The organism is Pseudomonas sp. GW821-FHT07F01, assembly GCF_059418825.1.
The window spans coordinates 280631-294425 of sequence record NZ_JBWKQO010000003.1 but is presented as its reverse complement, the minus strand read 5'-3'; the positions used below and the strand labels follow the sequence as shown (position 1 = coordinate 294425).

Sequence of the window (13795 nt, the reverse complement as noted above, 5' to 3'; positions counted from 1 at the left end):
GTCAGTGTCCTGCGGCCTTGATCACGATGGCGGTGATGTTGTCCGGAGCGCCCCGGGTCAGGCCCAGGTGGATCAGGCTGCGCACCACGTCATTGGGCTCGCTGTGGCTGAGCACGTCACGCAGCTCAAAGTCCTCGGCGGTCTTGTTCAGGCCGTCGCTGCACAGCAGGAAGGTGTCGCCGTCCTGCACCTGCAGGTCGACCTGGGACAGCTCCAGCTGGGCCTCGACGCCAATCGCCCGGGTCACGATGTTGGCCCGCGGGTGCACCCGCGCCTCGGCCTCGCTGAGCAGGCCGCTGTCCTGCAGGTCCTGGACGTAGCTGTGGTCCCGGGAAATGCCTTCCAGCTGTTCGTCCCGCAACCGGTACAGGCGGCTGTCGCCGGCCCACAGGCACACGGCCCGGGCCCCGCGTACCGCCAGCAGCACCACGGTGCTGCCCATCATGGTCACCCCACGGTTGGCGGTTTCCTCGCGCACCGCGGCGTTGACCGCGGCCAGGCCGTTGCGCAGCGCGGCGACATAGTCGTCCAGGCTGTCGGCGGCCGGAACCGCCCGCAGGCTGTCGACGATCAGGCTGCTGACATAGTCCCCGGCGGCGTGCCCGCCCATACCGTCGGCCACCAGCCACAGGCCGGTCTCCGGGGCTTCGAGCCAGGCGTCTTCATTGATTTTCCGCACCATGCCGACATGGCTGTAGCTGGCGGACTGGTAGGACAGTTGCGGCGCTGAACGCATTTAGACGGCACCCTCTTGTCCGAGCAAAAATTGCGCAAATTCACTGGCCGGCGGCAAGCCCTGGCAGCGCAACAGCATTGGGCTGATGTACTGCGAACCGCGCCCCCACCAGGCACTCGATCCCGCGCAGGCCTGGGCCGCGAGTACCGCGCCCCGGGCCTGTGGATCGCTGACGTAAAACCGCTGCAGGCCGGCGTAGTGGCTGCCTTCGATCCGGCTGGCCGGGCTTGGCGCGCCCAGGGCCTGCAAGCCCTCTTCCAGGGCTTCGAAACTGGCGCCCTCTTCCAGGGTCGCCAGCAACAGCTCTTCCACCTGTTCGAACCACTGCTCCGGGCCGCCGACCAACGAAGCCAGGTCAGCCTCGGGCTCCAGCAGTGCAGCCACGGTCAGGGGGAAATAGCGCCCCACCCGGTCGATGCTCGGCATCACCACCCCGACCGCCGCCTGGGGCCCGCAGACCCCGGGGGCCAGGGCGAAGCGCCACAACGGGCTGATCAGGTAGGCGTTCAGCCACTGCTCGCCCAGGGCGTTCTGGCTGGCCAGCAGCCCCGCCGCCAGCCAACTGTCCCAGGGGCCGATGAAACTCTGCGGCAGGCCACGGCTGACAAAATCGCCGCGGCTGGCCAACTTGCCGTACAGGCCCGGCGCCGTCATAGCCGCTCCGGCAGGCTGAAGCCACTGAGCACCCGGCTCTTGAACGGGTTGAAGGCGCTGCTGGCCCGCAGCTCGTAGGAAATGCTCGCACCGTCCACCCGTAGCCGCAGGTTGAAGCGGTCCGGCGAATTGGTGGCGGTCAGGTCCGACTGCTCCAGCAGGCGGAACCAGGCCCAGGGGCCATCCAGGGTGATCCCGGAACGCCCGGTGGCCGAAGGCGGCATGATCGACAGGCGCACCACGCCGATGCTCCCCGGGTTGGGCCATTGCATGGCCACCGGCCGGCTCGGGCCGTGGTCGTAGCTCAGTTGCTGGCCGTCCAGGTCGAGGAGGAACTGGCTGATATTGGCGTCCATCGCCACCGGCTTGAGTTCGAAACGCACGGCCGGCTGGGTACCGCCACTGGAGCGGAAGAAGGCGTCGCGAATGTTCGAAGCGCGCTGGAAGGTCTGCAGCACGCCAGGGGAAATCCCCAGCTTCTGCGCCGCGCCTGGCTGCCAGCTCCAGGTGGTGGTCGAGGTGTTGACGTAGGGCTGCAGGTACTTGCGGAAGTAGTTGTCCATCACCCCGCCGGTGCCGAAGAACTGGCCGAAGTCTTCCAGGGTCGCGTCCCGGGAGCTGCCCGGCGACATCGGGTAACGGCCGCTCAGGGACTGGCGATAGACGTTCACCACTTCGCTGACCCAGGCCGCGTTCAGCTGGTTGCGCACCCCGCCCATCATGGTGTTGGTGGTGGAGCCCACCACCGACTTGACCAGCCCCTGGACCACCGGAGGCTGGCGCTCGGCGGTCAGGCTGACCCGCGCCGCAGCGGCGCTGGCTTGGTTCTTGGCCTCGCCCAGCAGCGCGTCGCCGCTGGCCCCGACCATGGCGCTGACCTGCACGTACAGGGCGTTCATGTCCGCCAGCAGGCCGTCGATGGCCGCCGGCTCGCCCTCGCCCTTGCTCACCAGGCTGTTGAGTTCGGCGAAGTGCGCGCTCACCGGGTCTTCGCTGCTGGCCACGGCAGCCGGGTTGGCCGACTGTTCCTGGCCCAGCAGGTTACCCAGGCGTTGCTTGAGCTGGTCCACACCGCCCTCGACCTTCTGGCCCTGGGCCGCCAGCAGGCGTTCTTCCTGTTGCAGGTCGGTTTCCTTGGCCACGGCCACCAGCAGCTTCTTCAGCGGCGAAGTGGGCCCGGAAAGAATCCGCAGCACGTCGGCGGCCTGGGCCACGCTGGTGATCGGCACGAAGTCGATGTCCGCCAGCAAGGCGTCCCACTGGCGCAGGTAATCCTGGAAGTACAGGCGGCGCACGTCGGCGGCAAGGCTGGCGACGTTCTGCTGGTCGGCCTGATCGCGACCCAGCACCCACTGTTCTTCCGCCAGGGTGCCTGCCTGGTTGAGGCTGGCCAGGAGGAAGCCCTGGCGGTAGCCCTTGGCGGTGAACAGCCCGCTCAGGGGCTCGCTCAACGGCTTGCCGCTCTTGCGGGTGAACACCAGCGCGGCGTCACGGCCACCGGCCTCGCTGAGGCGAAAGTCCGGCACGCCGTCCGGCAGCTTGGCGCGCTTGACCCGGTCATACACCCGCTGGGCCACCGGCAGCTGCTGCAGCTGGCGGCGCAGGTCGTCGATCAGGCGCTGGTCCAGGCGTGCGTTGGGCGGATGCTTCTCGAACAGCGCCTGCAGGTGGCCGGTCAGGGCCTGGCGTTGCTCGGGCGGCAGGTCGCGGGCCAGGGTGTGATCCCAGTCCAGGGTGATCCAGGCCTTGATGAAGTCCGGGTCGTAGTGCTCGCTGTCCGCCAGCATCAGGTAGGCCTTGAGCCCCTCGTAGAGGAAGTCCGAGTTGCCGCCGCTGTGCAGTTGCTCTTCGATGCGGGTCATCAACCGTGGGGCGAACACCGCCACCAGCAGCTTGCGATAGACGCTGGCGGACTCGGCTTCGAGCATGTCGCCCTGGTACAGGCCCAGGCCTTCGGCCCAGCCCGGGGCGTCGCCGGCCAGGTGGCGGGTGGCGTTGAGCAGCGGCAGCACCGCCAGCACATCGCGCTGGGCCGGGCTGAGGTTCTGCACGTCCTGGCGCACCGGGCCGACGCGCTGGTCGACCTGGGCAATGTAGGCCTGGTTGGCCCTGTAGCTGATGATCCACAAGGTGCTGACCACCAGCACCAGGGCTACGGTGCCAGCCAGGGCGCCACGGGCGATCCATTTGCGCCGGCGCTCGACCTTGGGGTTGACCCCCACCAGCCCGCGCTCGGCAAAGGCCACGGCACTGAACAGCTTCTCGATGAAGTAGCTGCGCCCGGTGCCGGTCTGCCGCGCCAGGTGCTGGCGGTCCAGGTTCATGCTCTGGGCCATGGCGCCGATCAGGCGGTCGATCGGGCTGCCTTCCTGGGTGCCGCTGGTGAAGTACACCCCGCGCAGCAGTACCCGCTCTTCGAAGGCATTGGGCTTGAACACCCCTTCCAGGAAGCTCTGCAAGGATTCCTTGAGCGCTGCGAACTGCTGCGGAAAGCCGTAGATCAGGTCGCGCCGCGCCGGGTCGCGTTCCTGCTGCAGGCGTTCCACCAGGCGCTCGTTGAGCCGCTGCTCCAGGGCCGCCAGTTCCGCCGGCAGGTGGGCCAGGGGGCTGTCACCGCTCTTGCCGTCGTCCAGGGCGAAGGTCATGCCCCAGACCTGGGCCCGCTCTTCCTTGCTCAGGGAGTCGAAGAACTCCATGAAACCCGGCACCAGATCGAGCTTGGTGAGCATCAGGTAGATCGGGAAGCGCACTCCCAGCTGGGTGTACAGCTCCTGGATCCGCAGGCGGATCGCTGCGGCGTGGGCAGCGCGCTCCGCTTCGCTGCCGAGCAGCAGGTCGGAGAGGCTGATGGCAACGAAGGCGCCATCGATCGGCCGCCGCGAGCGCTGGGTTTTCAGCAGGTCGAGAAAGCCCAGCCAGGCCGCCTTGTCCACCGTGGCGTGGCTGTCCTGAGTGGTGTAGCGGCCGGCGGTATCGAGCAGCACGGCCTGGTCGGTGAACCACCAGTCGCAGTTGCGGGTGCCGCCCACGCCGCGTACGGCACCGGCGCCCAACTGGGCGGCCAGGGGGAAATGCAGGCCGGAATTGACCAGTGCGGTGGTCTTGCCGGAACCCGGCGGACCGATGATCACGTACCACGGCAGCTCGTAGAGATTGCGTCGCTCGTCACCGCCGAGCTTGGCCTTCTTCAGCAGCGCCAGGGCTTCGTCCATGCGCTGGCGCAGGGCGGCCAGTTCCTCGGCAGTGGCCACGCTGTCCGGGTCCGGCGGGGTGTCGGCGGCCAGGCTCTGCAAGACCTTGGCCGCATTCCGACGGGCCTGGATGATGCAAAACACCCGGTAGCCGATCCATAGCGCGAAGATGAAAATGATCAGCGCCCAACGCCGGCCTTCCGGTACCAGGAACTCCAGCAACGGGCCAATGAACCAGATGATCAGGCTCAGGGCGATCAGCCCCAGCAGCGGGATCACCCAGCGAATCACAAAACTGAAAAACGCCTTCACTCGACCCCCTCCGCCAATACGCTGATTTCTACCCGACGATTACGTGCCCGCCCTTCGGCGGTGGCATTGGTTGCCAGTGGCTCGGTGTCGCTGCGGCCTTCGGCGCTGAAGCGCTCCGGCTGCCCGGTCTTCGCCGCGAGGATCTGCAGCACCGATTCGGCGCGCGCCTGGGACAGCTTCCAGTTGGACGGGAAGCGCAAGGTGGCGATCGGTCGGTTGTCGCTGTGGCCGGTGATCCGCACCTGGCCCTTGACCTTGCGCACGGCGTCGGCGATGCGCAGCATCAGCGGCTGGTAGTCGTCGAGGATGCTGGCGCTGGCCGAGGCGAACAGCTCGTCGCCACGGATGGTCACCACCGAACGGTCGACGGCATCTTCCACCGCCACCCGCCCGGCCTTGATGTCCTCGGCGAGGAAGCCCGCCAGGCGCGGACGCTCGACAATCTTCGGCTGGATCACCGGGCGGTCCAGGGTCTGCACCGGGATCTCGCCCAGGGCATGGATGTTCTTGAACACCGGCTCGGCGTCCGCCGCCAGTTTCAGGCGCAGGCCGAACAGCAGCGCCAGGAGCAGGGCCACGCCGATGGCGATGCCGACCCAGGGCGGCATGAACTGGGCCAGCCGGTCACGGGCCACGGTGACCCCGCGCCAGTGTGGCGACAGCTCGCGCTCGTGCTCGCCACGGGCGCTGCGGATGGTGGCCGCGGTGCGCTCGCGCAAGGCCTCGAGCTGGCTGCGACCATCGATCATCACCCGGTAGCGGCCTTCGAAACCCAGGCACATGCACAGGTACAACAGCTCCAGCAGGTACAGGCGCTCGCGCGGGCTTTGCAGGCAGTGCTCCAGCAGCTGGAAGACCTTCTCGCCGCCCCAGGCCTCGTTGTGCACGGTGATCAGCAGGCTCTGCTTGCCCCAGTCGCTGGTGCTGCCCCAGGGCGTGCTCAGCACGGCTTCATCCAGGGCAGTACAGAGCGCATAGCGCGCCAGCAGCACGTCGTTGCGCGGCACGCCGGCCGCTTCCGCGCGCTCCTCGAACTGGCGCAGGTAGGCCAGCAGTTGCGCCCGCAGGCTGGCCGGCGCCGGGTGCGCCAGGGTGCTGCGCAGCCTTGTGAGCAAGGCCAGCAGTGGGCCCGCGGCGCTTTCCAGGGGGTTCAGGCCACGGGCCTGGCCGGCCGGCAGCGGCGCCGCCGGCATGGCCAGCGACGGCGCGGGCGCAGCAGCCGGGCGCCCGGGCTCGGGAGCACGGCCACCGGGGCGCGGCATGAATTGGGTACGGTCGTTGGGCGGGGACGGCTGCCCTGGCGAATCGTCGAAAGGATGCATCGCGACTTATCCTCGAATGGCCCAGAAGGCCAGGTTCAAGCCCGGGAATTCTCCCGCGACGTGGAACGCGAAGCCGCCGGAGTGAACCAGTTGTTTCCAGTGCTCGCTGCCACGGTCCAGCTCGTAGTAGGTCGAGCCTGCGTGGTACGGCAGTTGCCGCGGCGCCACCGGCAGCGGCAGCAGGCCGATACCCGGCAGCTGCAGGTTGACCAGGTCGCGGATGTGCTCCACCGAACCCACCTTGCTCTGCTGGGCGAAGCGCCCGCGCAGGGTTTCGCCCGGCACGTCGGCACGCACCACCAGGATGAAGCTGGCGTTCTCCAGCAGGGTGCGGTCGGCCAGCATCGCCACGTGTACGCCGTAGGCTTTCTCGACGATGGGGATCGGCGTTGCCTTGCTGTCGATCAGCATCGACAGCGCTTCACGCAGGGCCTGCATCACCGGGGCGAAACTCATGGCCAGCTCATCGTGCTGGTACTGCGGGTATTGCTCAGGGCGCCGGGCGCTGTGGGTGAAGGTCGAGAACTCGCCGGCCAGGCTCACCAGCTCGCTGAACAGGCGCTCGGGGTGCAGCGGGCTGATCTGGCTCAGGTGGTTGACCAGGGGCTGGGCGCGGTTCACCAGCTGCAGGAGCATGAAGTCGGCGATTTCCGAAGCGCCCCCCGCGCCCGATGCCACCACGCGCCCGGCCAGGGCCTCGCCGCGCTGGTGCAGCAGGCCCAGCAGCTCGCTGCGAAAGGCGCTCAACGGCTTGGACGCGGCCACGTCCAGCACCGGCGGAATGTAGCTGTCGTCCAGCACCAGAGCACGGTCGGCGCGTTTCTCCTTGACCCGCACCACGCCAATGGCGGCGTAGTCGCTGAGGCCGTCCTGGGCGGTGAGCAGGCGCAGGGCCCGAGAGCCCACGGCCACCGGCGCGCGGTTCTCGAACGGTGCGTTGTCGTCACGCACCTCGCGCACCTGGCTCAGGTAGCGGGCACCGCCCAGCTCTTCGCCCTCGTCCACGGTGTCCCGGGCGCCGGCGCGCTTGAGGGGCAGCGCCAGGTACACCAGGCCGTCACGCAGGTTGTCGTCGATGCACAGCGGGCTGGGCGCCAGGTCGTCATGGGGAATGTTGAACGGCGTGCCGTCGGGCAGCAGGCCACGGGCGCTGACGATGGCCAGCTTGCCCTGGGCCAGCAGGCCCTGATCGATACGCAGCTCGGAGAACCCCCAGGCTCCCGTCGACAGCGGGCGGCTGCGGGCGTCGATGAGGTTTTCCAGGTAACGGTCATGCTGCTGGAAGTGCTGGGTTCCAATGAACATGCCTTCCGACCAGACCACGCGATTGTTCCAGGACATGGTTGCTCCGATTGCCTATTGGGCAGGGCTGGATGGGGATGCCACGAGCTCGGCGCTGACCGCGCGGACGTCGAGGACGATCTGATATTGGTTGCTCAGGCGCTGCGCGGTGTTGACCCCGACCCGCCACAGGGCCTGGTCCACTTCGCGATAGCCCACCAGCAGGCCGACCTGACGGGTGGCCGGGTCCAGGGTGCGCTTGAGGGTGAACTGGTCGCCGGGCTTGACCAGCACTTCATCCTGGTCGATCAGGTCCGGGCCGAGGGTAGCCGGCGCCCGCTCCGCCAGGGCGAAGTAGTCGGCGCGCATGAAGGTGGCCGGATTCTTCAGCTCGAAGATCCGTACCCGCACCGGCGTGCTCTGGCCATCAGGCCCGGGGTTGAGCCCGCTGACCGCCTGGAAATGCAGCTCCACAGTCGTGGCGCCGGGCGCTTCCTTGGCCGGTTCGCCGGGAGGTGGTGTGTCCTTGGCACAGGCCGCCAGTACCAGCATGGCAACCAATGTCAGCAATCGTTGAATCATCCTGCGTCCTCAATGACGTATCAGCTGTCCGTGTATCCGTGTTTTTCGGGTGTTCCAGGCGCGCTCAGGAACGGCGCAGCCGGTGGGTGTGTTCTTCATAGGCGCGGCTGAACTCACGACCGAAGAGGTCCTGGAAATCGTCCTGGGCCTCTTGGGAAATCTGTTTGTAGAGTGCAGTGAACTGCTGCCAGTTCTGCGCCTGGCGCGAGCCGCTGAACAGGTTGCCCAGGCCGCCGGGGCGAGCCATGCGGGCTTCCAGTTCAGTGGGCTCGAAGCGCCCCAGCAGGTGCTTGATGGCCGCTTCCACACCGGCCATGACCGCCAGCTGGTGCGCCCGCAGGTCATCGAAACTGTCCTGCACGGCCTGATCCGGAGCCATGAATGCCTGGTTGCTGTGGCGCAGCAGCAGGAGCATGGCCTCGTCCACATTGGGGGCGAACTTCAGCGGGTTGTTTTCCACCGGGCGGATCATCGTCTGCTGCATGCGGAACTCGCCCTTGAGGCTGCTGCGGGCACGCAACACATCGATCAGGCCCTCGACCATCAACCGGTAGCTGCGACCCAGGCTTTCCATCTGGGCCTGGGCCTGCTGCGGCTCGATACGCAGTTGATCGAGCCCGGCCCCGCGCAGGAAGGCCTGGAGCAGATCCCCCTGGGGGGCGACCGGGGCCGGCGCGGGCGTGACAACAGGAGCCAGCTCCACTTCGGAAACCACCGGTGCCACGGGCGCCTGGGCGATCGGCTGCGGCTGCGCGGGTTCTGGCGCGAACGAGGCCTGGTGGGCAATCGGCGCGGCGGCAACCACCGGCGGGGCAACCACGGGCGGCGCACTGGGCACTGGCGCAGGGCTTGCGGGCGTCGAGCCGAACAGGTCCCAGTCCTCCGGAATCATCGCCCCGCCCTGGGGCGCCGATGGCTCTGGTGGTGCCACGGGCTGGGGCACCGCGGTGGGGGTCGGCGGGCGAAAATCGTGCTGCTCGGCCGGCACGTGGTCCGGCTGGGTGGCCGGCGGGGTCGCGCTGGGGGCGAGAAAGTCGAACAGATCGGGAAAGGTGTCCTGGGCCGAGGCACCCTGGAAGTGCGCCACCGGGGCCATGGAAATCGGTTCGATAGGGGTCGGCGACGCCGCCTGACGCCCCATCAGCGCCTCGAAACTATTGGAGCTGTCCCCGGAAAAGGGTTCAGCCCCCGGGCGGTTCAGACTGAAATCGATGCGCGCACTGATTTCATAATCGCCAATGCGAATAACCTCGCCATCTTCCAGTGGCTCGCTGCTACCCCGGCGCATACGAATACCGGCACGGACTAACTCCACACCATTAGTACTGTTATCGGTCAAATAATAACGGCCATCCTTGTATTGGATGACACAGTGCCGCGCGGAAACTAAGCGTTCGGGATCAGGAAGTACCCAGTCATTATCGGAACTGCGGCCAATTGCCATCATTCCCTGGTCCATTAGTTTTTCAGGGCATTGACCAGGGGTAATCTTGTGATAACTAGTGATAGTCAAACACAGCGACATCGCGCCTCCTTGCTGTACTTCCGCGTGCGAACCGGCGAAGGGAAAAAAGTTCCGTGAAAAAATGAAAAGTCCGCAAAAAATCCTTTAAACAGCGCCGTTCACAGCATGATCGCTCAACTTAAACTACACGCATGACAAAAGCCTTTCGTACCGCCCCGATCTGACTCGCCGGTCAAGGAACTAATAAGGCGACATAACACTGTCATGCGGGGCGAATAGCTTACCTTGACAAGGCACAACTACTACACCAAAAATGCACAACTTCTTGAACACGGATGATGGCTCACTAGTATCAACGAGTCCATATAAACCAAGAAATGTGCGCGAGTTCACAAACAAACTAGTGCATTAATTGCCTGACTGTCCTGCAGGCTGATAGGGAGATCAAACCAGGTGGATGTACCGATGTTGCTCGCCGCGGTTTCAGCAACTTCGCCTTGTGGCGAAGACCTGGAATATGACGCGGATTTCTTGCACTTGGAGCGGGCCGCACAGGGCCAGCCCGAGCGCAGCATGGGCGACTCGATCCTGCCGGCCGAGCCGCCGGACTGGCGCAGCATCCAGCAACAGAGCCTGGACCTGCTGGCGCGCAGCAAAGACCTGCGCATCACCCACTTCCTCCTGCAGAGCACCCTGGCCCTCGAAGGCCTGCCGGGCCTGGCCACCAGCCTCGAACTGATCGACGGCCTGCTCCGGGATTACTGGGCGGACCTGCATCCGCGCCTGGACGCCGACGACGACAACGACCCCACGGTGCGTATCAACGCCCTGGCCGGCCTGGCGTCCGACACCACCATCGGCCTGCTCCGCGAAGCCATCCTGACCCGTTCCCGGACCTTCGGCCCGGTGAGCCTGCGAGCCGCGCTGAACGCCGCCGGCCTGCAGCACTTTTCCGGCGAGAGCCTGGGCTCCGACCACCTGGCCGGCGCCCTGCAAGACAGCGACCCCGAGCACCTGGATGCCATTCGCAGCGCCTTGAGCGCAGCCCGCTCGGCGGCCGAAAGCATAGAGAAACAGGTCAGCGAACAAGTAGGGTCAGCCAGCGGTGTAGACCTCACGGCCCTCAAGCAACCCCTGCGCCTGGCGCTGCAGGTGCTGGGCCAGCACGCCCCGCAAGGCGCGCAGAACGCGGTCGAGGAACACGCCGATGGGCCGTCCACCGAAGAGCCCGGTGCGCCCGCAGCGCCAGCCCCGGTACGGGTTTCCGGCGAGATCAGCAGCCGCGAAGACGTGCTGCGCAGCCTTGACCGGCTGCTGGCCTACTACAGCCGCCACGAGCCTTCGAGCCCGTTGCCGGTGCTGCTCAACCGGGCCAAGAACCTGGTCAACGCCGACTTCGCGGCCATCGTGCGCAATCTGATTCCCGACGGCATGTCCCAATTTGAAAACCTGCGCGGCCCTGAATCCGACTAACCCCGGAACAGCCGAGCAGTATCGTCAGCGGCAACCACCGACCGACGCCAACACCGTCGCAGCAGCGACCAGGAGCACAACGTGGCGAAGCAAAGTTCTCAAAAGTTCATCGCGCGCAACCGCGCGCCCCGGGTGCAGATCGAGTACGACGTCGAACTCTACGGCGCCGAGAAAAAGGTCCAGCTGCCCTTCGTCATGGGCGTGATGGCCGACCTCGCCGGCAAGCCCGTGGAACCCCTGGCGGCCGTGGCCGATCGCAAGTTCCTGGAAATCGACGTCGATAACTTCGACTCGCGCCTCAAGGCCATGCAGCCTCGGGTGGCCTTCCACGTGCCCAACGAACTGACCGGCGAAGGCAACCTGAGCCTGGACATCACCTTCGAGAGCATGGACGACTTCAGCCCGGCGGCCGTGGCGCGCAAGGTCGATTCGTTGAACCAGTTGCTGGAAGCCCGCACCCAGCTGGCCAACCTGCTGACCTACATGGACGGCAAGACCGGCGCCGAAGAAATCATCATGAAAGCCATCAAGGATCCGGCGTTGCTCCAGGCCCTGGCCAGTGCGCCAAAGCCTGCTGACTCCGAGCCGAACGCGTAAATCAGGACCAACGATCATGACCGAATTGATGCGTGACAATCAGGCGCAACCCGGCGCCACCGAGCAGGCCAGCGAATTCGCATCGCTGCTGCTGCAGGAATTCAAGCCCAAGACCGAGCGTGCTCGCGAAGCCGTGGAAACCGCGGTGCGGACCCTGGCCGAACAGGCCCTGGCGCAGACCGACCTGGTGTCCAACGACGCCATCAAGTCGATCGAGTCGATCATCGCCGCCATCGACGCCAAGCTCACCGCCCAGGTCAACCAGGTGATCCATCACCCGGAATTCCAGAAGCTGGAAAGCGCCTGGCGCGGCCTGCACTACCTGGTGAACAACACCGAGACCGACGAGCAGCTCAAGATCCGCGTGCTCAACATCTCCAAGCCGGAGCTGCACAAGACCCTGAAGAAATTCAAGGGCACGGCCTGGGACCAGAGCCCGCTCTTCAAGAAGATGTACGAAGAGGAATACGGCCAGTTCGGCGGCGAGCCTTACGGCTGCCTGGTGGGCGACTACTACTTCGACCAGTCGCCACCGGATGTCGAGCTGCTGGGCGAGCTGTCCAAGGTTTGCGCCGCCATGCACTCGCCGTTCATCGCCGCGGCTTCGCCGACCGTGATGGGCATGGGCTCGTGGCAGGAACTGTCGAACCCGCGCGACCTGACCAAGATCTTCACCACCCCGGAATACGCCGGCTGGCGCTCGCTGCGTGAATCGGAAGACTCGCGCTACATCGGCCTGACCATGCCGCGCTTCCTGGCGCGCCTGCCATACGGCGCCAAGACCGACCCGGTGGAAGCCTTCGCCTTCGAGGAAAACACCGACGGCGCCGACAGCTCCAAGTACACCTGGGCCAACGCCGCCTACGCCATGGCCGTGAACATCAACCGTTCGTTCAAGCATTTCGGCTGGTGCTCGCGGATCCGCGGCGTGGAGTCCGGTGGCGAGGTGGAAAACCTCCCGGCCCACACCTTCCCCACCGACGACGGTGGCGTGGACATGAAGTGCCCGACCGAGATCGCCATCTCCGACCGTCGTGAAGCGGAACTGGCGAAGAACGGCTTCATGCCACTGCTGCACAAGAAGAACACCGACTTCGCCGCCTTCATCGGCGCCCAGTCGCTGCAGAAGCCGGCCGAATACGACGACCCGGACGCCACCGCCAACGCCAACCTGGCCGCGCGCCTGCCGTACCTGTTCGCCACTTGCCGCTTCGCTCACTACTTGAAGTGCATCGTGCGCGACAAGATCGGCTCCTTCAAAGAGAAGGACGAGATGCAGCGCTGGCTGCAGGACTGGATCCTCAACTACGTCGACGGTGACCCGGCGCACTCCACCGAAACCACCAAGGCCCAGCACCCACTGGCCGCGGCAGAGGTGGTGGTCGAGGAAGTCGAAGGCAACCCCGGCTACTACAACTCGAAGTTCTTCCTGCGCCCGCACTACCAGCTCGAAGGGCTGACCGTGTCGTTGCGCCTGGTATCCAAACTGCCGTCCGCCAAGGGCGCCTAACCCATAACCGACTCAAACCTGCGGCCGCAGCCACAGGCCGCGCGAGGTCCACAGGGCCTCGCGCAGCGGCGACAGAAGCTGAATCAACATCGTGGCAAGTGCCACACAGGGAGAAAACATGGCTGTTGATATTTTCATCAAGATCGGTGACATCAAGGGCGAGTCCATGGACAAAGCCCACAAGGACGAAATCGACGTGTTGAACTGGAGCTGGGGCATGTCCCAGTCCGGCAACATGCACGTTGGCGGTGGCGGCGGCGCGGGCAAGGTGAACATCCAGGACCTGTCGCTGACCAAGTACGTGGACAAGGCATCGCCGAACCTGATGATGCATTGCTCCAGCGGCAAGCACATCGACAAGGTGCGCCTGACCGTGCGCAAGGCCGGCGGCGAAAGCCAGGTCGAGTACATGATCATCGACCTGGAAGAAGTGCTGATCACTTCGCTGAGCACCGGCGGTTCGGGCAGCGATGACCGCCTGACCGAAAACATCACCCTGAACTTCGCTCAGGTGATGGTCGAGTACCAGCCGCAGAAAGCCGACGGCACCAAGGACGGCGGCCCGATCAAGTACGGCTGGAACATCCGCTCCAACACCAAGCGCTGATCCGCTTCGGTCGCCGCCCCGTGGCGGCGACCGGCCCGGCCCTGGGGTTTCTCCTGGCGCAACAC

The 13795-nt window shown here is 66.0% G+C and carries 11 protein-coding genes; 4 read left to right on the top strand and 7 right to left on the bottom strand.

Translation table 11 applies throughout. The features are described 5' to 3' along the window. Position 1: 1 nt before the first annotated feature. The 7 genes from AC07R1_RS11885 to tagH form a co-directional block, all read right to left on the bottom strand. Positions 2–736, bottom strand: coding sequence for a PP2C family protein-serine/threonine phosphatase (locus tag AC07R1_RS11885; RefSeq protein ID WP_053160444.1), 735 nt, complete (start codon positions 734–736; stop codon positions 2–4). Next, on the bottom strand, positions 737–1390 hold the full coding sequence (gene tagF, locus AC07R1_RS11880; protein WP_011064248.1) for a type VI secretion system-associated protein TagF: 654 nt from the start codon (positions 1388–1390) through the stop codon (positions 737–739). After that, the gene (tssM, locus tag AC07R1_RS11875) at positions 1387–4893 is read right to left on the bottom strand and encodes a type VI secretion system membrane subunit TssM (RefSeq protein WP_011064249.1); all 3507 of its coding nucleotides are present in this window, start codon (positions 4891–4893) and stop codon (positions 1387–1389) included. The genes tagF and tssM overlap by 4 nt, the downstream gene beginning before the upstream one ends. Beyond that, positions 4890–6215: a DotU family type VI secretion system protein gene (locus AC07R1_RS11870; protein WP_011064250.1), complete on the bottom strand. Its 1326-nt coding sequence runs from the start codon at positions 6213–6215 to the stop codon at positions 4890–4892. The genes tssM and AC07R1_RS11870 overlap by 4 nt, the downstream gene beginning before the upstream one ends. Positions 6216–6221: 6 nt before the next feature. Next, positions 6222–7556: a type VI secretion system baseplate subunit TssK gene (gene tssK / locus AC07R1_RS11865; protein WP_011064251.1), complete on the bottom strand. Its 1335-nt coding sequence runs from the start codon at positions 7554–7556 to the stop codon at positions 6222–6224. A 15-nt stretch (positions 7557–7571) separates the two neighbouring features. Next, positions 7572–8078, bottom strand: coding sequence for a type VI secretion system lipoprotein TssJ (tssJ, locus tag AC07R1_RS11860; RefSeq protein ID WP_011064252.1), 507 nt, complete (start codon positions 8076–8078; stop codon positions 7572–7574). 64 nt (positions 8079–8142) lie between these two features. Continuing rightward, positions 8143–9603, bottom strand: a complete 1461-nt coding sequence (gene tagH, locus AC07R1_RS11855; RefSeq protein WP_495110553.1) for a type VI secretion system-associated FHA domain protein TagH — start codon at positions 9601–9603, stop codon at positions 8143–8145. A gap of 393 nt (positions 9604–9996) precedes the next feature. Here tagH and tssA point away from each other — a divergent pair, with 393 nt between their 5' ends. The 4 genes from tssA to AC07R1_RS11835 all read left to right on the top strand — a co-directional run bounded on the left by tssA (position 9997) and on the right by AC07R1_RS11835 (position 13730). Continuing rightward, complete coding sequence (gene tssA / locus AC07R1_RS11850) at positions 9997–11016, top strand: type VI secretion system protein TssA (RefSeq protein ID WP_011064254.1); 1020 nt, start codon at positions 9997–9999, stop codon at positions 11014–11016. Positions 11017–11097: 81 nt separating this feature from the next. Continuing rightward, complete coding sequence (tssB, locus tag AC07R1_RS11845) at positions 11098–11613, top strand: type VI secretion system contractile sheath small subunit (protein ID WP_011064255.1); 516 nt, start codon at positions 11098–11100, stop codon at positions 11611–11613. 16 nt (positions 11614–11629) lie between these two features. Then, the gene (tssC, locus tag AC07R1_RS11840; protein WP_011064256.1) at positions 11630–13123 is read left to right on the top strand and encodes a type VI secretion system contractile sheath large subunit; all 1494 of its coding nucleotides are present in this window, start codon (positions 11630–11632) and stop codon (positions 13121–13123) included. Positions 13124–13241: 118 nt separating this feature from the next. Further along, on the top strand, positions 13242–13730 hold the full coding sequence (locus tag AC07R1_RS11835) for an Hcp family type VI secretion system effector (protein ID WP_011064257.1): 489 nt from the start codon (positions 13242–13244) through the stop codon (positions 13728–13730). Positions 13731–13795 lie beyond the last annotated feature (65 nt).

Coding starts and splice junctions, on each gene's coding strand:
- tssC (WP_011064256.1), top strand. CDS start 11,630: ATGACCGAATTGATGCGTGACAATCAGGCGCAACCCGGCGCCACCGAG.
- AC07R1_RS11885 (WP_053160444.1), bottom strand. CDS start 736: ATGCGTTCAGCGCCGCAACTGTCCTACCAGTCCGCCAGCTACAGCCAT.
- tssJ (WP_011064252.1), bottom strand. CDS start 8,078: ATGATTCAACGATTGCTGACATTGGTTGCCATGCTGGTACTGGCGGCC.
- tagH (WP_495110553.1), bottom strand. CDS start 9,603: ATGTCGCTGTGTTTGACTATCACTAGTTATCACAAGATTACCCCTGGT.
- tagF (WP_011064248.1), bottom strand. CDS start 1,390: ATGACGGCGCCGGGCCTGTACGGCAAGTTGGCCAGCCGCGGCGATTTT.
- AC07R1_RS11835 (WP_011064257.1), top strand. CDS start 13,242: ATGGCTGTTGATATTTTCATCAAGATCGGTGACATCAAGGGCGAGTCC.
- tssK (WP_011064251.1), bottom strand. CDS start 7,556: ATGTCCTGGAACAATCGCGTGGTCTGGTCGGAAGGCATGTTCATTGGA.
- AC07R1_RS11870 (WP_011064250.1), bottom strand. CDS start 6,215: ATGCATCCTTTCGACGATTCGCCAGGGCAGCCGTCCCCGCCCAACGAC.